At 34.8% G+C, this 20826-nt stretch carries 19 protein-coding genes, 2 pseudogenes and 1 riboswitch; of the genes and pseudogenes, 11 read left to right on the top strand and 10 right to left on the bottom strand.

Annotation, left to right across the window (positions count from 1 at the left end; all coding sequences use genetic code 11):
• Positions 1-126: 126 nt before the first annotated feature.
• Entirely contained in the window at positions 127-1029 is a 903-nt protein-coding gene (locus PLX19_RS10960; protein ID WP_272188616.1) for a Nif3-like dinuclear metal center hexameric protein, read from the bottom strand.
• A 136-nt stretch (positions 1030-1165) separates the two neighbouring features.
• On the opposite strand from PLX19_RS10960, the gene PLX19_RS10955 reads away from it, so the two are divergent.
• Complete coding sequence (locus PLX19_RS10955; protein WP_272188615.1) at positions 1166-1489, top strand: iron-sulfur cluster biosynthesis family protein; 324 nt, start codon at positions 1166-1168, stop codon at positions 1487-1489.
• Between the two features lie 114 nt (positions 1490-1603).
• Here PLX19_RS10955 and PLX19_RS10950 read toward each other — a convergent pair whose 3' ends face one another.
• Together PLX19_RS10950 and PLX19_RS10945 are read right to left on the bottom strand one after the other, a co-directional pair.
• Positions 1604-3307: a hypothetical protein gene (locus PLX19_RS10950; RefSeq protein ID WP_272188614.1), complete on the bottom strand. Its 1704-nt coding sequence runs from the start codon at positions 3305-3307 to the stop codon at positions 1604-1606.
• Between the two features lie 320 nt (positions 3308-3627).
• Positions 3628-3849, bottom strand: coding sequence for a hypothetical protein (locus PLX19_RS10945; protein ID WP_020060219.1), 222 nt, complete (start codon positions 3847-3849; stop codon positions 3628-3630).
• 354 nt (positions 3850-4203) lie between these two features.
• Between PLX19_RS10945 and PLX19_RS10940 the strand changes: the two genes are divergently transcribed.
• Positions 4204-4575, top strand: a complete 372-nt coding sequence (locus PLX19_RS10940; protein WP_272188613.1) for an ATP synthase subunit I — start codon at positions 4204-4206, stop codon at positions 4573-4575.
• Between the two features lie 132 nt (positions 4576-4707).
• Here the strand turns inward: PLX19_RS10940 and pckA are convergent, their stop codons facing one another.
• Positions 4708-6294 (bottom strand): phosphoenolpyruvate carboxykinase (ATP), encoded by a 1587-nt coding sequence (gene pckA, locus PLX19_RS10935; protein ID WP_272188728.1) that lies wholly within the window; start codon positions 6292-6294, stop codon positions 4708-4710.
• Positions 6295-6513: 219 nt separating this feature from the next.
• Positions 6514-6636, top strand: a riboswitch (SAM riboswitch).
• Positions 6637-6801: 165 nt separating this feature from the next.
• Here pckA and metK point away from each other — a divergent pair.
• On the top strand, positions 6802-8001 hold the full coding sequence (gene metK / locus PLX19_RS10930; RefSeq protein WP_020060222.1) for a methionine adenosyltransferase: 1200 nt from the start codon (positions 6802-6804) through the stop codon (positions 7999-8001).
• Between the two features lie 174 nt (positions 8002-8175).
• Here metK and PLX19_RS10925 read toward each other — a convergent pair whose 3' ends face one another.
• Genes PLX19_RS10925 through PLX19_RS10915 form a run of 3 tightly spaced genes read right to left on the bottom strand, consistent with a single transcriptional unit; the run spans position 8176 to position 10738 of the window.
• Positions 8176-8877 (bottom strand): hypothetical protein, encoded by a 702-nt coding sequence (locus PLX19_RS10925; protein ID WP_272188612.1) that lies wholly within the window; start codon positions 8875-8877, stop codon positions 8176-8178.
• An 18-nt stretch (positions 8878-8895) separates the two neighbouring features.
• Positions 8896-9828: an ABC transporter permease subunit gene (locus PLX19_RS10920; protein WP_272188611.1), complete on the bottom strand. Its 933-nt coding sequence runs from the start codon at positions 9826-9828 to the stop codon at positions 8896-8898.
• Positions 9821-10738 carry an ABC transporter ATP-binding protein gene (locus tag PLX19_RS10915; RefSeq protein WP_272188610.1) on the bottom strand — a complete coding sequence of 306 codons (918 nt, stop codon included), beginning with the start codon at positions 10736-10738 and terminating at the stop codon, positions 9821-9823. Before PLX19_RS10915 ends, PLX19_RS10920 begins: the two co-directional genes overlap by 8 nt.
• Positions 10739-10928: 190 nt before the next feature.
• Between PLX19_RS10915 and PLX19_RS10910 the strand changes: the two genes are divergently transcribed.
• Both PLX19_RS10910 and PLX19_RS26180 read left to right on the top strand, forming a co-directional pair.
• Positions 10929-12713 carry a helix-turn-helix transcriptional regulator gene (locus PLX19_RS10910; protein ID WP_272188609.1) on the top strand — a complete coding sequence of 595 codons (1785 nt, stop codon included), beginning with the start codon at positions 10929-10931 and terminating at the stop codon, positions 12711-12713.
• Between the two features lie 36 nt (positions 12714-12749).
• A pseudogene (locus tag PLX19_RS26180) lies at positions 12750-12854 on the top strand (hypothetical protein); the annotation flags it as partial.
• A 220-nt stretch (positions 12855-13074) separates the two neighbouring features.
• Here PLX19_RS26180 and PLX19_RS10905 read toward each other — a convergent pair.
• Entirely contained in the window at positions 13075-13245 is a 171-nt protein-coding gene (locus tag PLX19_RS10905) for a hypothetical protein (RefSeq protein ID WP_272188608.1), read from the bottom strand.
• Between the two features lie 160 nt (positions 13246-13405).
• Here PLX19_RS10905 and PLX19_RS10900 point away from each other — a divergent pair, with 160 nt between their 5' ends.
• The 4 genes from PLX19_RS10900 to PLX19_RS10885 all read left to right on the top strand — a co-directional run bounded on the left by PLX19_RS10900 (position 13406) and on the right by PLX19_RS10885 (position 15731).
• The gene (locus tag PLX19_RS10900; RefSeq protein ID WP_272188607.1) at positions 13406-13915 is read left to right on the top strand and encodes a MogA/MoaB family molybdenum cofactor biosynthesis protein; all 510 of its coding nucleotides are present in this window, start codon (positions 13406-13408) and stop codon (positions 13913-13915) included.
• Complete coding sequence (locus PLX19_RS10895) at positions 13912-14493, top strand: molybdenum cofactor guanylyltransferase (RefSeq protein ID WP_272188606.1); 582 nt, start codon at positions 13912-13914, stop codon at positions 14491-14493. The genes PLX19_RS10900 and PLX19_RS10895 overlap by 4 nt, the downstream gene beginning before the upstream one ends.
• A 117-nt stretch (positions 14494-14610) precedes the next feature.
• A complete protein-coding gene (locus PLX19_RS10890) occupies positions 14611-15075 on the top strand; it encodes a hypothetical protein (RefSeq protein WP_272188605.1) in 465 nt (154 codons plus the stop codon).
• A gap of 29 nt (positions 15076-15104) precedes the next feature.
• Positions 15105-15731, top strand: a complete 627-nt coding sequence (locus PLX19_RS10885; RefSeq protein ID WP_272188604.1) for an NUDIX hydrolase — start codon at positions 15105-15107, stop codon at positions 15729-15731.
• Positions 15732-15795: 64 nt separating this feature from the next.
• On the opposite strand, the gene PLX19_RS10880 is transcribed toward PLX19_RS10885, so the two are convergent.
• Both PLX19_RS10880 and PLX19_RS10875 read right to left on the bottom strand, forming a co-directional pair.
• Complete coding sequence (locus tag PLX19_RS10880; protein WP_272188603.1) at positions 15796-16329, bottom strand: GNAT family N-acetyltransferase; 534 nt, start codon at positions 16327-16329, stop codon at positions 15796-15798.
• A 384-nt stretch (positions 16330-16713) separates the two neighbouring features.
• On the bottom strand, positions 16714-17130 hold the full coding sequence (locus tag PLX19_RS10875) for a hypothetical protein (RefSeq protein WP_272188602.1): 417 nt from the start codon (positions 17128-17130) through the stop codon (positions 16714-16716).
• 415 nt (positions 17131-17545) lie between these two features.
• Between PLX19_RS10875 and PLX19_RS10870 the strand changes: the two are divergent.
• A pseudogene (locus PLX19_RS10870) lies at positions 17546-20092 on the top strand (collagenase); the annotation flags it as partial.
• Positions 20075-20674, top strand: a complete 600-nt coding sequence (locus PLX19_RS26175) for a PKD domain-containing protein (protein ID WP_442869041.1) — start codon at positions 20075-20077, stop codon at positions 20672-20674. The pseudogene PLX19_RS10870 and the gene PLX19_RS26175, both read left to right, overlap by 18 nt.
• The last annotated feature ends 152 nt before the right edge of the window (positions 20675-20826 follow it).

Here is a 20826-nt window from a genome sequence, read left to right as displayed (position 1 = left end):
TCATTGCTTAAAAGAAATTTTTAATTTTTGTTGAAGTAAACAATGATAAAGGGCAAGCTAAGCAACCAAATATATGATAAATTTGGTTGCTTTATTTTTCATACAGAAAGGATAGCGCTTTCTAAATTAATACCACCATTTTTCCTGCGGCAGCAAGACAACATTGACATTAAAATTTTGCGAAAACCAGTCATACATGAGTGTCTTCTTTACTAAATACTCCGATGCAGAGTGGGAAACGCCGATGAGCGACATATTTGTATGCGGTATGTACTCTTTCATGATGGCATATTTCCTTTTGCCATAGTCGTTGTCGATATGACAATGCACTTCCCCAGTAACATAAGCTTGCGCGCCTTTTTCCTCAGCTTCTTGCATCATGCTTACTTTATCACCGCAGCCAGCGATGATTGCGATTTTCGAAATATGAGAACGTGTTTGTCCTTCAAAGTCTACATACGGGATGTCAAAAATCTTTTTTGCTTTTTCCATTAGCTCATTTGTATGTGTTGGAGCTATTTCACAAATCAATCCATCGCCTTCAGCGAAGCTTTCAATTACGGATGCATGTAGTGCTTTGGCGATGGCGATACTTGTCCCATACGTTTGATGACGGTCCATTGGCGCATGACATGTGTATACGGATAATCCCTTGTCCTTTATTGCTTGCAAATAGTGATTTGGAATAGGAATGAACCCGCGCCCTGGTAAGCCTTGCGGATCGCCGCATTCCATGACAAGCGGATGATGCATAAATAATAAGTCTCCAGCTGTTCCTTCAGTAAGAAACTTATCAAGCACTTCGTTAGTTGGAAAAACAGCTAGAAAGACATTGCGAACAACAGCTGCTCCTTTTATCATGAGCCCATTAAAGTATGTCACGAAATCATCTTCAAAGAACTCTTGCCAAGGAAATGAAATTGGATCATAAGCAGCTGGGAGGAAACGGCTAAACCCAGGATCTATTCCGTATTTGTGTACGGAAAATAACGTATTCAACTGATATTCTAGTTCTTGAAGTTTTGGCATGAGGAAAACCTCCTTTGGGAAAATATATCAATTTAATTATATGGTTTAATGAATTTTCTGTATATAAAAATCGAACCGATTTATAAAAAAAGAATGCTACAATAGAATAATCGTGATATAGGTAGGAGGAAAAACAATGAATGTGACCGTAACGGACGCAGCATATGCGAAAATAAAAAAGATAATTCCAAGTGAAGCTAAATATATAAAATTATTTTACGATACAGAAGGATGCGGCTGTGTGATGAGTGGGATTATTGACTTAGTCGCTGCACTAGAAAAAGATGAGCAAGACGTGGACATTCCATCAAACAAGTTTCAGTTTATTGCCGATCGAACGAAGCTTGTTTTTATGGATGATAACTTGACTGTTGATTTTTCTGAATCTGGGGGAACCTTTCAATTAAAAAGCCCGAGTCAATATTATAATCCGAATATGAAATTGCATGTTCGGGTGTAATTCATGAAAAAGAAGAAAGCAGATCATCTTTGCTTTCTTCTAATTTATTCCCAAACATAAAATATCAAAAATTAACGAATATTATTTATGGTAATTTCTTAGTGAAAAGTGAAATTAGGCGTATTTTATTGTGGAATCTATGTCATGTTTCTTTTCTTTATTTCTTCTAATACTTTTTAAACGAATGAAAATCATCAACATAACGAAAGTAGTAATAGAAGTGTAAAAGGAGAATTTTTGAATAGCTGTTCCTGGGTATGATACTTCCATTTTACCTTTTTCTTGGATCGGTACTTCTATCAATCCGTTGTTAGACATTTTTATCGGAACTATTTTGTTGTTAATTTTCACCTCATAGCCTTTGTAATAAATCATTGGAAGTTCTAAGACATCTTTATTCTTTGCATCAAAATTTATATAAAGTTCATTGCCTTCCTTTACTATATGACTTAGTTTCGTGGTATGATTTCTTGTTTTCACTTCGTCTTTCTTTCGAGATTTTAAAACATCGATCTTTGTAACAGAAGGCAGGTATTCAGAACCTGCACCTATATTATATGAATCTTTAAAAGTTTGCTCTCCTCTAAATTGATTTTGGTCATGTATACGAAAATCTTTATAATATTGAGCTATTGTCGATGTATTACTGAATAATAGAGAAAGAACAATAACTAGCAAACCGATTGAATGATATTTTTTCTTAATAGCATAGCCTATATAAACAGAACAGCTAAATGCCATTAATAATGTTACAAGTGCAAAAAGTCTAAATGTGAATTGTATAACGTCTAGCATATGGAAGTGTTTCCATGGGGAGTAGTTTGTTGTCATTAGTAAAAATATCATTGCGATTAATAAGCATTTGTCAGCAAAACTTATTATTGCATTTTTCTTTTTAATGTTAAATCTATATATTAATGGTAAAAATAGAACGTATCCTACTCCTATAATTGCAGAACCTTTATTGTTTAATATAATGCTTTTGCATAATTTTCCTAGTGAATACATCGTATCGCCAGGTGTTGTAAAAGTATATGTATTGAGATAGAAGGTATTCGATGCCATTTGCTCTACCATTGGAAAAATAAAAAAAGCTGATAGTAAGATTGTTACTCCGCCAGCAATAACAAAATAAATTATTTTTGTTTTATCCTCCCAGAGTCTATTAATTGAAAAGAGCAGGAAGAGTAGTAACATGCAAAAAGCTAATACACTTGATAAAACATGAGTATAAATCATTCCAGTGAACCCAATCGTTAAAATGTACCACTTTCTTTTCTGTCCATATAAAATTTCATAAATTCCATACAATATAACAGGAAGAAAGATAAACGCCAATGACTCCCCAAGCGCAGCTCTTTGATAAACATCAAATGCTCTATAGAGTGAAAAGACATACAATATAGTCATAAAGCTTGATGAAGTTACCTTTTTACTCATTTTATAGGCACAATAATAAGTTACGCATGCTGTTGCTATTGTATAAATTATTATATAAGTTCTATAGGAAACTACTAAACTGTATCCTAAATTCAATAAAATAGCCATTGGAAATAGAAAAAGGTTAGAATAAAACCAATTTGTTGCATAACCATATCCATTTAAAAAGGTACTATCAATGTAAAATGGGTAGTGAGATGTTTTGATTGCTTCAGCTAATCCGAATACACGATTAAAGTGGAATCCTATATCATCTCCTGCCAATACTAAATCTTTGTCCCAAAATAAATTCATTTGTATAATAGTACATATGAATATATGGGCGATGATAGCGGAGAATGCTAAAGCATCTTTTTTATTAACCTTTATTAACTTCACGATTTTTATCCTCCATATATTTTGATTTATACATATCATGGAAATATAAGGTTATTTTACCAAATTTATATCAACAAATAAACAGCGAATATTTTGTCGGATTTATGAATGAGATGAAAAAAGGTATTACTTATAAAAAAGAGGAAATGTTTGAGTGCTATATTTATCCCGCATTAACGGGCAGTAAGACCCCCACCTCAAGATTGAGAGAAGCGAAGAAGATAGGTAGGAGTAGTTCAATGGTCCTATGGTTTGTAAAGTCAGACGTTACTTGTAAAAGAAAATATATCAAAATAAGAAAGCAGAGTAGATCTGCTTTCTTATTTTTTGATTTTCGGCAATAAAATAAGATACAAAATTGCTATAACAAATGGAATCCAGTTAAGAAAAGGGAAGCGGAAATAAGTGACGAGAATCATACCGGTGAGAAGAACGCTGAGGACGGCATAGAAAACACTATGCTTAGGTGTATACCAATATAACGTTAAGCCGACGAGAGCCGGGATAAGGAAATGAATAAGAGCGATGAGAAAGAAGAGCAATGGAAGTCCCTCCTTTATTGTGTACTTACTATATAATATCCACATTTTGTTAGAATGATATCTTATTTTATAAAAAAATGTTTGAAAAAACGACACAATTCGACTCGTTATTTGCAAGAGATTTTTTGTATAATGTTATTTCTTAAATGCAATTTAATAATATAAACACTATCAAAATAGTTTAAAATTTGTAAATCCATTTAAACAGCTGCTATGGAGAGATGATTTGTTTTTGTATTGCACGTGGTAGGGAATCGATTACATATTTTTACCCACCTAAAAAAGTGGTTTTTACGTTGTTTTTTAATTTGGATGATATTTGATATAGAGATTTTGCAGTAGAGGAGCCAGAACATGATTAGCATGTCGTTACAAACATTTAAAGTACAAACATATTATATTTTAGCACTGATGCTGTTAGGCTGGACATTTACTCCGTTTTCTCCGCACTTTTTAGGAATCGGTCTTGGTTTTCTCGTGAGCACATATTGTGTTTGGATTTTAGGGCGCCGCATTGAAAAAATCGGAGAGAGCATAGTGAAAAAAAGTAAGTCACCAACTCTTGGTATGATAAACAGATTTGCAGCAGCAATACTTGGTGCCATTATTATGTACGAGATTGAGCATCATATGGTGATGTGGGCATTTGCTGTTGGGATTATGGGCGGGTATATATTAATTGTGATTAATTTAGCATATTACAGTATGAAAGATGTGAAGAAATAAGGAAGAGGCTTGCGAGATTACTCGTAAGCCTCTTTTATATGTAAGTATGCGCAATTACAAGAAAACATGGGCTTTGTCGGTGAATACTTGTTTTCTTGCAATCACAACATACTTATTCACATTAAAGTCAGGTTAAGCGATTGGACCGCCAAGGTTTACAACTGTTTCAGAAACAGTATCAAATTTCTTGAAGTTTTCTTTGAACTTATTTGCAAGTTCAGTTGCTTTTACTTTGTAAGCTTCTTTGTCAGTCCATGTTTGTTCTGGCATTAATACTTCATCAGGTACACCAGGAACATGAAGTGGTACTTCAAGACCAAAGATATCATGTTTTGCTGTTTCAGTGTTGTCAAGCTCGCCGTTTAACGCAGCTTGCACCATTGCGCGTGTATGACCTAAGTTCATACGTTTTCCAACGCCGTATTCGCCGCCAGTCCAGCCAGTGTTCACTAAGAATACTTTTGCATCATGCTTCTCGATCTTTTCACCAAGCATTTCTGCGTAGCGAGATGCATCAAGTGGTAAGAATGGAGAACCGAAGCATGTTGAGAATGTTGCTTGCGGAGAAGTAATACCGCGCTCAGTTCCTGCTAGTTTACTAGTGTAACCGCTTAAGAAATGATACATAGCTTGCTCTTTCGTTAATTTACTGATTGGAGGCAACACGCCGAATGCATCAGCAGTTAAGAAAATAATTGTATTAGGATGACCTGCAACGCTAGGTAATACGATGTTATCAATTGCATCAATTGGATAAGCTGCACGTGTATTTTCTGTTAATGCAGTATCATCGTAATTTGCAATGCGTGTATGTTCATCAATTACAACGTTTTCTAAAACAGAGCCGAATTTAATTGCATCAAAGATTTGTGGCTCTTTCTCACGAGATAAGTTCACACATTTTGCATAGCAACCGCCTTCAATATTAAACACACCGTTATCAGACCAACCGTGCTCATCATCACCAATTAATTTACGATTTGGATCAGCAGATAATGTTGTCTTACCTGTTCCAGATAAACCAAAGAATAAAGCAACATCGCCTTCTTCGCCTACGTTTGCAGAGCAGTGCATAGAGAAAATGTCTTGCTCTGGAAGTAAGTAGTTCATGATAGAGAAGATTGATTTTTTCATTTCACCAGCGTATTCTGTGCCGCCGATTAACACGATACGCTTTTCAAAAGAAACGATAATAAATGTTTCTGAATTTGTGCCGTCAACTTCTGGATCTGCTTTAAAGTTTGGTGCAGATACAATTGTGAACTGTGCATCATGATCTTGTAATTCTTCTTCAGTTGGACGAATGAATAATTGGTGCGCAAATAGGTTATGCCAAGCATATTCATTAATAACTTGAAGAGGAAGACGGTAGTTGCGGTCTGCTCCTGCAAATCCTTTGAATACGAATAGTTCTTCCTTATCTTTTAAGTATTCTAGCACTTTTGTATATAATTTATTGAAATGTTCTTCAGAAATTGGTTGGTTAACAGATCCCCAAGCAATTTTGTCCGTAACAGATGCTTCGTCTACAATAAATTTATCTTTCGGAGAACGTCCTGTATATTTTCCTGTTGAAACAGAAACTGCGCCAGTAGAAGATAATTGACCTTCTTTTCTCATTAATACCTTTTCCGTTAATTGCGGAACGCTCAATTGAACCTGTGCATTGCTTCCGTTCAATAGTTCATGTAATCCAATTTGGACATTCGCAGTACTCATATTTATATACCATCCTTTATTTGATTTATGAATATTCATCGTAATCCCCACCAAAAGTATAACACAATCATATAAATAATGTATACTATTTATTTGTTTTTGTTTGTGTTATTATATTATTTTTTTCCATAAATTTCTGGTATGAAAAACTTATAGGAATATGTGTATTTGGATTGACAAATGAAAGTCATTTCTTTAGTATAGTTGAGGACGGATACTCTCTTATCCCGAGCTGGCGGAGGGACAGGCCCGATGAAGCCCGGCAACCTCACTTGTATGGACAACAAACAAGTGAATAGGTGCTTAAACCTGTGCGAGGCGAATTGTCTCGAACGATAAGAGCGAAGGGCAAAAAGCAGTATGCAAGTAGCAAATACAACCTTTCCTCTATTAAGGAAGGGTTTTTCTTTTGCACTTGTGTGGGAAAATACATGAATGTCGCAGTTTGTGGCAAATTAAGGATGAGTTCCGTACAATATATACAATTACTGTAGGGAGGTTTACCACATGACAAAAAAACGTCATCTGTTCACATCTGAATCTGTAACTGAAGGACATCCAGATAAAATTTGTGACCAAATTTCTGATTCAATTTTAGATGCAATCTTAGCAAAAGATGCAAACGCACGTGTAGCTTGTGAAACAACAGTAACAACTGGTTTAGTATTGGTAGCGGGAGAGATTACAACTTCTACTTATGTAGATATTCCAAAAATCGTTCGTGAAACAATTCAAGGAATCGGTTATACTCGTGCAAAATACGGATTCGATGCAGAAACTTGTGCAGTTTTAACATCTATCGATGAGCAATCTGCTGACATCGCAATGGGTGTTGACCAAGCGTTAGAAGCACGCGAAGGTCAAATGACTGACGAAGAGATTGAAGCAATCGGTGCTGGCGACCAAGGTTTAATGTTTGGCTTCGCATGTAATGAAACAAAAGAATTAATGCCACTTCCAATCTCACTTGCTCACAAATTAGCTCGTCGTTTAACGGAAGTTCGTAAGGATGATACATTACCATATTTACGTCCGGACGGTAAAACACAAGTAACAGTTGAGTATGATGAAAATGGTAAACCAGTTCGCGTCGATACAATCGTAATTTCTACGCAACATCATCCAGAGATTGCTTGGGAACAAATCGATCGCAACTTAAAAGAATTTGTTATCAAACCAGTTGTACCAGCTGAATTAATCGATGAAGAAACAAAATTCTTCATTAACCCAACTGGCCGCTTCGTTATCGGTGGACCACAAGGGGATGCTGGTTTAACAGGTCGTAAAATTATCGTAGATACTTACGGCGGATATGCTCGTCACGGCGGCGGTGCATTCTCTGGTAAGGATGCGACAAAAGTTGACCGCTCTGCAGCATACGCAGCTCGTTACGTTGCGAAAAACATCGTAGCAGCAGGACTTGCTGACAAAGCAGAAGTACAACTTGCATACGCAATCGGCGTAGCACAACCAGTATCTATCTCTGTTGATACATTCGGCACTGGTAAAGTATCTGAAGAAGTACTAGTAGAACTAGTTCGAAGCAACTTCGATCTTCGCCCAGCTGGAATCATCAAAATGTTAGACTTACGTCGCCCAATTTACAAACAAACAGCAGCTTACGGCCACTTCGGACGTACTGATGTAGATCTATCATGGGAACGTACAGACAAAGCTGAAGCTTTAAAAGAGCAAGCTGGTCTATAATATAGGAAGAAAAAAGCTTTGCGCGTGTGCGCAAAGCTTTTTTTATTTATGGGAATACATAAATTTTTCTCTTGCGTATTTTAAAAATAAGCAAGAATGTTTGACTATGTTATATGGTCGTTTCACAAAAAAATGCGGTTGGTTTCATTCATTTTCATATCAAAAAGTCAAACGCTATTTATTGAATGTTACTTTCCCTTTAACACCATCCACTTTTATCTTATCGTTTTTAGCACCTAAGATCGTTACGTTTTTTTCAATACTATTTATATCGGCTGATCCATCCCCAATCTTAGCCCGTACTGATCCATTAATATCTTTAATAACAACTGCCCCATTATTATTATCGACATTGATGTCAGATGACACATTGGAAATATTAATTTTTCCATCCCTATTTGTCACACTAACAGTCCCTTTAACATTGGAAATGTCTATATTTCCATTCACATTAAGAATGTTTATATCTGAATCCAATTTAGAAACTGTAATAGCTCCGTCTCTATGGTTTTCTTTAAATTCCACTTTTACGTTCTTAGGTACTGAGAGTTTAACATCAACCCAAGTTTCACTACTACTAAAGAATTGCCCATCAAAAGAAGTATTTAAGTTGGCGACTCCATTTTTTTCTGAAAGGTCTAGTTTTAATTTGTCTATGCTGATTCCTTTTGCTTTTGCATGGATAGAAGCTTCTATTTTATCCGATGTAGAATTTGTTGAAATATCAATATTACCATTACGATTATCTAATGTTAATTTTTTAACATTAGAGGCTGGTAGTTCCAGTTTTTGTTCCTTTGTTTCACTTTCAGAACTAGAACAGCCAGTAAGGATTAAAGTGATTAACGTACAAAAAATAATTAACTTTTGCTTCATTTTGCTTTCCTCCAGTCTTTAAACAACATCTCTTTTCACAAAAATGGGATACGAAACCAAGTGCATGATGAATAGATGAATGAAGATTAATACAAGAGCAAAGCTTAAGGACATTCCTTCTACAGGTGGACTCTCGTATATAAAATTTGATAAGTCTGTATTAGAGAAGATAAAATATTGTGTCCAACTGAAACCTTTTAATGAAATGCTCATAACAAAACCTGTAATTGTTATTAAAAGAGAAAAGACGATCGAGAATGTTGAACTTTTAAATGCAGCTGAAATCATAAATGCGAAAGTCGCAACAATAATTAAGAAAGGAATTTTAAAGAGTAAGCTACCAATTAGTGCTTGAAGGACACTTGTTTTTTGAACGACTTGATCTTTGACGAATAAGTAGTCGCTGTTTATGCCATCAAATCCTAAAAGAATACCACTAAATAGAATTGAAAAAATAAAGGTGATTCCGACTAAAAATAGTCCAAATAATAAAGTCGAAATATATTTAGAAAAATATATTTGTGTACGAGTAGCAGTTCGAGTTAATAAAAATTTAATCGTCCCGGATTGAAATTCACTTGCGACACTTTCACCAGCTATTATTAAGGTAAGAATAGAAATCGCTACTAAAAAATTTGTACTTTGTCCAATTGTAAAGAACCATGCATTGTTTTCCGGTTTTATATTGTTGTCAATGTAATACTTATTTAGTAAAAAATTTTTTTCATTTTCGAGTATTTCCAGCGGTAATGTTTTAGATTCTTTTTCAACTTTAAGTAATGCATTTTCTTCTATAAGGGAGGTTTTCCAATCATCTCCATAGTTAACTTGATGAGAAAATTTCACATTTAGAAATTGCACTAGAATAAATAGAACCATAACTCCTATCATTACCCAAGTTCTTTTACGTTTAAAAGTTTTCATGTTTTCATTCTTGATTAGATTAAGCATTACGTAGTTCATCCCCTGTCATTTCGATGAATTTGTCTTCTAAAGTGGTTTTAATCGTTTGAACACCATAAACATTTACTCCACTTCTTGCTAACGTATCACTAATTTCTGGTATACGTTCTTTACTAATTGTAATATTAATCATATTTTGGTTTGTTACAATTTCTGCTCCTACTAATAACTTTTGAAGTACTGGAATAGCTAAATCCGTTCGGTCTACTTCAAATTGAACACAACTTATCTTTTCTTTTGTAATATCTTTCATGTCATGTAAACCTACCATATAACCCTTATCAATAATGGCTATACGGTCACACATCATTTCCATTTCAGCCATTTGGTGACTTGATACAACAATTGCTACATTTTCACTTTTGGCTAGTTTCTTTAAGTGAAGTCTTAAATCACGAATACCTTTAGGATCAAGTCCATTTGTAGGTTCATCTAACAGTAGAAGTAAGGGCTTGTGTAATAAAACAATCGCAAGAGCGAGCCGTTGTTTCATTCCTAAAGAATAAGTCGAAACTTTGTTATGAATACTTTTCTCCAACCCAACTAAAGATACGACCTCATTTAATCGTTCGTTAGGGACACTGGGTGTCATTCGAGAGAAATGAAGAAGATTATCATAGCCAGATAAAAATTTGTACAAATCAGGATTCTCAACAATTACTCCTACATGTCTCATTGCTTCTTTAAAATTGTTATCTATGTTTTTTCCATTAATTTCAACCGTTCCGCTAGACTTTGAAATTAATCCAACTATCATTCTAATTGTGGTAGTTTTTCCAGCTCCATTTGGACCGAGGAGTCCAAGTATTTCTCCTTCATTCACATCAAACGATAATTGATTGACAAGTGTTTTTCTTCTAATTTTTTTAGTTAAATTGTTTATTTTCAAGATACTCATTTTTTTTTCATCTCCTTATTCATTTTAATTTTCAACTCAATACGATGAGTCGTGTTCTTAGTTATTAACGTATCAAAATGAATGTAATAAAGCACAGTGACAAAATGTAATAACCTTGCTATGATAAAAATATAATGATGGAAAATATATACACTAGGTGAAGTTTTTTTAGTGGGAGGTGCTTATACGGTTGATTTCAGTACAAAATAAATTACTTTGGCAGCATTGGCTAATCGTATTCATTCGTATCTTTTGGATCGCTGCAGTTGCGGTTTTAACGTATCAAGATAATCCTACATTCCCCTTTGAAAGTGTTTTTTGTATGACATTAATACTGTATGTCATACCTGTAATATTATATAAAATTCGATATGAACTATATTTATTGGCTGAGATCATATTAGTGGGAGGGCTTTCACTTTATCTTGCATATACGTATCATCTAGCACAGTTTTTTTCTCCTGCAATTTTGACATTGGCATTTTTTTGTCGTGGAAAAGCTAATTTCTATACATTACCTTTAACAATTATTGTTTATATATTCGGAGTTTTCTTGAATTTTGATTATAAATTAAATCACTTGCTTCTAAATCTATTTGACGTTCTTTTCATTTATAGTGTTGGACATGTGTTACAGAGAATTGTTTTTTCTATGGATTCAATTAAACAAAAACTTGAATTAATTAAAGAGAAGAATGCGATTTTAGAACAATATTCTTCACAAGTTGAAAGAATGACTCTGCTTGAGGAAAGATGTAGAATGGCGAGGGAATTACATGATACTGTTGGTTATAAATTTACGTCAGTTATATTAAGTATGGAAACGTTAAAACCTCATTTAACTACGCAAGAAGGGCAAAAAAAATTACAAGATATATTAGATATGTCACGATCTGGCTTAGAGAGTATTCGAAGACAAATTCATGAAATGGATCCATTAGAAGAGGAATTAAATTTAGATGTATCTTTACTTAATATTATAGAAGAATTTAAAAGCAACACACACGTTGATGTTGTTTTTCGAACAATTGGAGAGCAGTATATGATAGCGAAAAAAGTTAAAATGGCTTTTTGTCGTTGTTTACAAGAAGCGATGACAAATGCAACTAGACATGGCGAAGCAGAGTCGATACAAGTTCTTCTGCAATATCATAAAAGTCATGTCATGCTTCAAGTGCAAGATAATGGTAAAGGAATAGAAGATATTCAAGAGGGATTTGGCTTATCTGGAATGAGAAATCGTTTAAATGAATATCAAGGAAGCTTGTACATAGACTCTCAAAAGAATGCTGGAACTATTGTAACTTGTGTAATTCCAAGCTTAAATATAGAGAAAACTTCTACTCAAGATGAAATAAATATACTAATAGTAGATGATCAATCTATGGTTTTAGATAGTTTAAAACTTTTATTGACCGAATATAATGACTTTAATGTTGCAGTTGCAAATAGCGGAAAACAAGCTTTAGAAAAATGCGAAGTAAATCAACCAGATATTGTTCTTATGGACGTACAAATGCCTGAAATGAATGGAATTATAACGACAGAAGAAATTAAGAGGAAATGGCCAAGTACGAAAGTTATTATGGTGACGACTTTTGAAGAAGCTTCTAGTGTTTCTGAAGCGCTTAAAGCAGGGGCTGAAGGATATGTACTTAAATCTGCCACGCCAAAAGAATTAGTAGCGGCAATTAGATTAGTAAATTCAGGAGGGACTATGTTGTCTCACAGTGTTGCGAATCGTTTGTTTAACGCATATAGCTCAGTACCAAAAAAGTATCCTTATGAATTGACGCGGCGTGAAATGGAGGTCTTAGGTGCTCTTAAAGAAGGGCTTCGATATAAAGAAATCGCAAAAAAATTGTTTTTATCTGAAGGAACTATAAGGAACTATGTTTCTTCTATATATATGAAGCTTGAAGTTTCTGGGAGAAGTGAAGCTGTAAAAAAAGCAGAGGAGGAAGCTTTGTTATAAATGATACGGATAAATTTGCGTACGCAACCAGCGTAGCGACTAGTATCTATTTCTATTGATACATTCGGCATTGGTAAAATATCTGAAGAAGTACTAGTAGAACTAGTTCGCAGTAACTTCGATCTTCGCTCAGTTGGTCTATAATATAGGAAGAAACAAGCTTTGCGCGTATGCGCAAAGCTTGTTTTATTTTAATATTCACCAAAATGTTTATGTTTGTAGGAATAAGTGTCAGGATTTATTTTGTCATCCCACTTGGCGGATATTGTATGTAAATCCAAGAATGTCCATGTACAGAAATTTCTTTTCCACATGATGTGCATGTAGTTGATTTCTTACCGAACATTACTTATTCTCCCTTCTATGAACGGGATTTTCCTAAGCAGTATGCACTGCAAAGTAAAAAGAGTGTGCCAAATCCCCAGCCGCCTATTGCTGCGTACGGTACGGCGTCTTTTAGTGCCATGCCAGCGCTAATGGAAGCGACGAAAAGTAAGATAAATAGTGTCGTTAATTTTCGCATTGTCTCCATATGAAATTCCTCCCTTTGAAAACCTACATTTTTATTATAAGGTAAATTTCGGAAAAGGAATGTTTTTTCGATAAAGAAGTGTGATAGGTCTCACATGTTTTTGCCGCTATATGATATATGATAAAATTTAGAGAAGCTTATTAATGGGGAGGAAAAAAGAATGAGCGTCACAGAACATAAAAAACAAGCACCAGCACAAGTCCGTTGTAAAATCATCACAATTTCAGATACACGTACAGAAGAAACAGATAAAAGTGGACAGTTACTAAAAGAATTATTAATAGAAGCAAATCATCAAGTAACAGCGTATGAAATTGTGAAAGATGATAAGGAAAGCATTCAGCAAGCTGTCTTATCTGGATATCATCAAGAGGATGTTGATGTTGTATTAACCAATGGAGGAACAGGTATTACAAAACGTGACGTGACAATTGAAGCTGTTTCTCCATTATTAGATAAGGAAATCGTTGGTTTTGGTGAGTTATTTCGAACGATTAGTTATTTAGAAGATATCGGCAGCGCGGCGATGTTAAGTAGAGCGATTGGCGGGACCATTGGTAGAAAAGTTGTCTTTTCGATGCCAGGGTCAACAGGGGCGGTGCGCCTTGCGATGAATAAATTGATTTTACCAGAGCTTGGCCATATTACATTTGAGCTGCATCGCCAATGAAAATAGCTGGAATTGTATTAGCCGGCGGAAGGTCAAGTCGTTTTGGAGAGCCGAAAGCATTAGCGATTTGGCAAGGAAAAACATTCATTGAACATAGTATAGAAGCATTAAAAGAAGTTGCAGTAGACATTGTCGTCATTAGCCATCCAAACATTACAAACGAGCTTTCGCACATGTTGAATGTCCCTGTTATAGAAGATATCGAATTATATAAAGGAAACGGCCCGCTTGCTGGTTTCATAACAGGCATGGAATATGCAAGCGCAGATTGGTACATCATTGCACCGTGCGACACACCAAATGTTTCGAAGGAGTGGGCACTGGAATTAATAGAACGAGCGGATGAAACATATGAAGCGATTGTTCCGTTAGTAGAAGGACGGAAACAACCGCTTTTAGCGCTATATCATTATAAAGTAAAAGAGAAAATAGAACAGTTATTAAAGGAAGGAAAAAGAAGTATGCAGGGGTTATTATCACAGTGTAACGTTCAGTATGTAACAGTGACAGAGACAGATCTATTTGTAAATGTGAATACAAAAGAAGAGTATAACGAATTGCAGAAGAAAAAGAGCTGAAACTCTTTTTCTTTTTTTTGTAAAAAATACTGAAAATTATTATTTTTCTGGTAAAATAAGTAAGCGGCACTTTTAATATTAGTGTATAAAGTTTTTAAAGGAAATGGAGGAGGTAAAATGAGTTTGTTATTAGTAAAATTATTAAAGCTACTGTACTTTGCTGGGCTCATTCTTATTTTGTTTTCTATTGGGAAAATTTCCGAAACAGTGGAACGGTATGCTCGAAAAACATTTGGAAATCGTCTCTCTCAAAAGGCGCTGTACTTTATATTTGTGATGATAACAATGTGCTTTGAAGGAGCAAGTTTGTGGCTTTTATCAATTTTCTTTCATTGGGAATTGATTACAACATTATTTGTAGGAAGCTTTTTATTGATAATCATGACGTGGAATACACTTTATTTTCGAAATGCATTTCATAATCAAGCGAGAGCAGCAAGCCGTTTTTTCGGAGGTACAGATGAGCATACAGAATTTCGAGCAACAGGATTGTCAGTTCATCCGTTTGCGATTGGAACATTCTTATTTGGAATCCTTAGCATTGTAGGTTCATTTTTATACTATTTACCATACTTAGTATAGAATCATACTGAAAATAAGGAGCATACATAATGGAAAGCGAATTACTAAAAATATTTGATGAACATAGAAATCCAGTCGGAGTCGCAACGCGTGAAGAAGTGCACAAAATAGGGCATTGGCATGAAACATTTCATTGCTGGTTTATAAGTAGGGAAAATGGAGTGGATTATATTCATCTTCAAATGCGTAGTCATTCAAAAAAGGATTATCCGGATTTGTTAGACATTACAGCGGCGGGACATATATTAGCTCATGAAACCGTGTACGATGGAATACGCGAAGTGCAAGAAGAAGTGGGGATTGATGTCTCGTTTGATGAACTGATACCACTAGGCATTATCAACTATTGCATTACAATGGAAGACTTTATTGATAAAGAATTAGCTCACGTCTTTTTATATGAAATGAAGGGCACAATGGACGATTATACAGTGCAACTAGAAGAAGTATCAGGTATTGTTAAAATTGACTTCAATCATTTTTCTGAACTTTGGTTAGGAGAAAGAAATGAAGTTACAGTAGAGGGATTTGAAATGAATGAAGCGGGAGAAAAAGTTTCTATCTATAAAACGGTAGATAAAAGTTATTTTGTGCCGCATGAACTTTCGTATTATGAGAGCATTATTACGCTAATGAAGGAGAATACGGAAGCGTAAAAAAGAAAGTACCACTTATGCTGTTTCAGTTACATAAGTGGTACTGCATATATCATTATAAAATCTAAAGCATTAATCCCATAATAAGAGTATTATAATACACACCATTTATATACGTATCTTGTTCTAATAATCCTTCTTCTTTAAAGCCAACCTTCTTATAAAGTTCTATTGCCTTATGATTGTCTTCTCGAGTTACAAGATGTATTTTCTTCGTTGTGCCATTTCCTCTTGCCCATTCAATAAGTTCCTTCATTAATTCTCTGCCTAAACCAAATCCGCAGTACTTTTCTGCAATCACGATTCCGAGCGTTCCTACATGTTTCGTTCGCGATTTTGGACTAGAGGTAATTGAGGCAATGCTGATGATTTCATCATCCATTGTTGCTAGCAATATAATTGAATGATGATCTGCTTTAGTAGATTCTATGAAGTTTTCATAATCATGTAGAGACATACTGAACTCATTTTTTCCAAACGAAAGGAAATCAGTTTCTCCACCGACTATATTATAAAATTTGATCATAGACTGAGCGTCTTCTTGTGTAGCTTCTCTGATTATCACTTCTTTTCCATTTTTCAAACACATTTTTTTCATATTTCTCAACTTCTTTCAATGTTAATTTTTTGAGATATAAGTAGCTGCTATGCAGAATACAACATTTCCCGCTACTATGCGCGGCCAGATGCCCTGGTCTCCTCCAAAAAAGAAAAGGATTTTTATGTCGGTTTTTTAACTTGTATATATAGTTACGTTCATCATAATATTAATGCTTGAAATTTTATAGCTTTAATTTTAAATACTGTTCAAATTAACAAAAAGGCGAAGAATCGTAATGATTCTTCGCCTTTTTGAATACTAGGGTATCTTGCTATATATGAGGTAATTTCACTCTCTATCTATTATAGCACTGTAAATTATTTGAAATTTATGCAATATTGCATATCTTAACTGTTGAATGTTGTTAGTTTGTTATTTTCGTTAAGAAATACACATAAAATTTCTGATTTGTGAATATCGATAGCTTACTTTGCGTCGTCGTCCAGCTCTCCATGTATATCCAGATACTCCATTTGTTCTTACTTCAGTAGGGTAAAACCAAAAATCTCTTCCAAAAGGTCCTTGTCCTTTTAAACCGATAAATCCCCATCTTCCTAAACAATTACACATCGCTGATCGTATTTGTCCCATTTGTATAGGAGAAGAAAATGCTGATGGTGCTGCTGGTGGTTGTGCTGGCGGTGCCGATGTTGGAGCATCTTCAGCATCATCGGGACGATATACGTCATCATCGATTTCTCTTATGTCCTCGAATGGTTGATAGCCTGGAGTTTGCGTGGGATAATACTGCGGTTGATGATAATTTGCATATGGAAAATACATTGGTTGATTATTCATGAAAACATCACCTCATCTTTTTTTATTCACATTTACAATATTAGTATGTTGTGTGCCTCTTATATGAAGCTTATTCATAGCCTAAAAATGCTTTAGCTTCTGATATATGTATAAATCCACTTTAATTTTTTGACATATAGGTTGCTGCTATGCAGAGAAAAAGGAAACTGTACTTACTTGCTATCTCTGGTTTTCACTGCGCACGTGGCAGAAAAGGTCCCTGACCGCTTCTACGCATGGCTAGACGCTCTCGTCCCCCTAAAAGGAAAGGGGTTTTTGTGGCGTTTTATATATAAATAATTCATAAATCGTTTAAAAACTATCAAAAAATGATATGAAATCTTGCATATTTAAATTATCTCACCTAAATAACATGTTATTTTATTTTAATGATGTTTAGATGTGGAGGGAAATTATGAAAAAGAAAATGAATAAAATTATGCTTGGGGTTAGTACAATGGCATTGTCGTTAGGGGCATTGCAAGCTGAAGTATCAGCGGAAGAAAAAGTACCTTACAATGTAATGCAAATGAAACCAGCAGGGATAGAAAAGCCAAAAGATGCAATTTCGCATTCCTCAAAAGCTGATGAAACATTATCATATGAAGAGCGTTTAAAAGTTGGAGATTTTTCACAGAAGCCAGCTTCCGCTATGAAAAGTGTAAAAGCGGAGCAGTCGCAGCAAAGCTATACTTTAGATGAGCTGAATAAAATGAGCGATGAGGAGTTAATTGATACACTAGCGAATATTCGCAGCGGACAAATTAAAGATTTATTTCAGTTTAACGAAGGAACAAAAGCTTTCTATGGAAATAAAGAACGTCTGCAAGTAATCATGAACGGATTAGAGGAACGAGGAAGAACGTTTACAAAAAATGATGCAAAAGGACTTGATACATTTACTGAAGTGCTTCGCTCCGCTTTTTATGTCGGATTTTATAATGAGGAATTAAGTTATTTAAAAGAGAGAAGCTTCAAAGATAAGTGTTTACCGGCATTAAAAGCAATTGCAAAGAATCCAAACTTTAAACTAGGTACAGCTGAGCAAGATTTGGTTGTAAATGCATACGGGGATTTAATGAGGGGTGCTTCTAGTGACGTTGAAACGGTGCAGTATGCAGCAAAGATTTTAAAACAGTATAATAATAACCTTTCTACATATGGAAGTGATCGTAAGAAAGGAGAGGCTGTATACGCTTTACTACAAGCTGTCGATGCCAATATAGATACTGATTGGTACCTTTCGGATAGAGATGCAAAAGTGACAATGTGGTATGGAAAGGTTGATAGTTTTATAAATGAAGTCAATAAAATGGCGCTTATAGGTAATGTAACGGATCAAAATGGTTGGCTCATTAATAATGGGATTTACTATGCAGGACGTTTAGGGAAATTTCATAGTAATCCGAAGAAAGGATTAGATGTTGTTACGCAAGCGATGCAGATGTATCCATATTTAGGAGAGAAATATTTTGGTGCAACGCAGCAGATTGCTACAAATTACGGCGGAGTAGATGCGAACGGGAAAACAGTAAATTTAGATCAAATTAAAGAAGAGGGAAAGAAGAAATTTTTACCGAAAACGTATACGTTTGATGACGGGGCAATTGTCTTTAAAACGGGAGATAAAGTGACAGAGGAAAAAATCCAAAGATTGTACTGGGCTGCGAAAGAAGTAAAAGCACAATATCACCGTGTAATCGGAAATGATAAAGCATTAGAACAAGGGAATGCGGACGATGTATTAACAATCGTAATTTATAACACGCCAGATGAATATAAATTTAACCAGCAATTGTACGGATATGAAACGGAGAATGGTGGTATTTATATCGAAAACGTCGGAACGTTCTTTACATATGAACGTACGCCGCAGCAAAGTATTTTTAGTTTAGAAGAATTGTTCCGTCATGAATTTACACACTATTTGCAAGGAAGATATGAAGTACCTGGATTATGGGGGCAAGGAGAATTACAGCAAAATGAACGTTTGACATGGTATGAAGAAGGAAATGCGGAATTTTTTGCAGGATCGACGCGTACGAATAATGTCGTTCCGCGTAAAAGTGTAATTAGAGGATTATCATCTGATCCTGCAACACGCTATACAGCAGAACAAACATTATTTTCAAAATATGGATCATGGGATTTTTATAACTATTCCTTTGCATTGCAGTCTTATATGTATAATCACAAATTTGATACATTCGATAAAATACAAGATTTAATTCGTGCAAATGATGTGCAAGGTTATGATGCATACCGTGAGGCGTTAAGTAAAGACGAACAATTAAATAAAGAATATCAAACATATATGCAGCAATTAATTGATAATCGAGAAAAATGTAATGTGCCGCAAGTATCGGATGATTATGTAGTAAGTCATGCACAGAAGGCACTAACTGAAGTGAAGCAGGAAATTGCGGATGTTGCGAATGTAAAAGATGCAAAGATTACAAAGCATAAGTCTCAATTCTTTAATACATTTACAGTTGAAGGTACGTATACAGGCAATGCAACGAAGGGTGAATCTGAAGACTGGAAAACGATGAGTAAACAAGTGAACGAGGCATTAGAGAAGCTGTCACAAAAAGAATGGAGCGGTTATAAAACAGTAACAGCGTACTTTGTAAATTATCGTGTAAATAATGAAAATCAGTTCCAATATGATATTGTTTTCCATGGCATTGCAACAGATGAAGGCACAAGCCAAGGAACGATTGTAAAGAGAAATGAGTCATATCACGGGGAAGAAAATAACGCAATTCAGTTTAAGAGCGATAGTTCAAAAGCTGAAGATCGAAATATCGTTTCTTACCTTTGGGACTTTGGGGATGATAACACAAGCACAGAAGCAAATCCTACTCATGTATATGAAAAAGAAGGAACATATACAGCAACCTTAACAATGACAGATGATAAAGGAAAAGAAAGTAAAGAACTAATGACAGTTCATGTAGAGCGAGAAAAAGAAATATATTACGGAGAAGAAAATAGCGCAATTCAGTTTAAGAGTGATGGTTCAAAAGCTGAAGATCGAAACATCGTTTCTTACCTTTGGGACTTTGGAGATAGTAACACAAGCACAGAAGCAAATCCTACTCATACATATAAAAAAGAAGGAACGTATACGGCAACCTTAACAATGACAGATGATAAAGGAAAAGAAAGTAAAGAACAAATGATAGTTCATGTAGATCGAATAGGAGCAACTGAAACAGAACCAAATAACCATCTTGAAGAAGCAAATATAATTCCGTTTAATACACTTCTCAAAGGTTCATTTAAGGAAGAAAACTATACGGATATTTATACGTTTAATGTGTCATCACCAAAAGAAATAGAAATTTTTGTTATTAACGAATGTAAACTCAACATGACGTGGGCGCTTTATCATGAATCGGATGTGAGAAGAACCGTTACAAATGGACAGCCTGGTGAAAATGTAATTAAAGGAAAGTTTACTGCAAAACCAGGGAAGTATTATTTATATGTCGGTACATATGATCAGAGAAATGGGACATATTCTGTTAAAGTAAAATAAAGATAGAAGTAGAGATATTTCTTTATAGAAAGAAGTGAGAAGAAAGCAGATTATATTTGCTTTCTTCTTTTTTCTATATTTCAATGAGAAAAGTAGAGATTTAACAGGGAAGAAGGAGTTACAGCATATGTCTCGAAACTTAATGGAGTAAA

Origin of the sequence: Bacillus sp. BP-3 (genome assembly GCF_028401955.1) — a bacterium.
Taxonomy (GTDB): domain Bacteria; phylum Bacillota; class Bacilli; order Bacillales; family Bacillaceae_G; genus Bacillus_A.
This window is presented reverse-complemented; position numbering and strand designations above follow the sequence as displayed.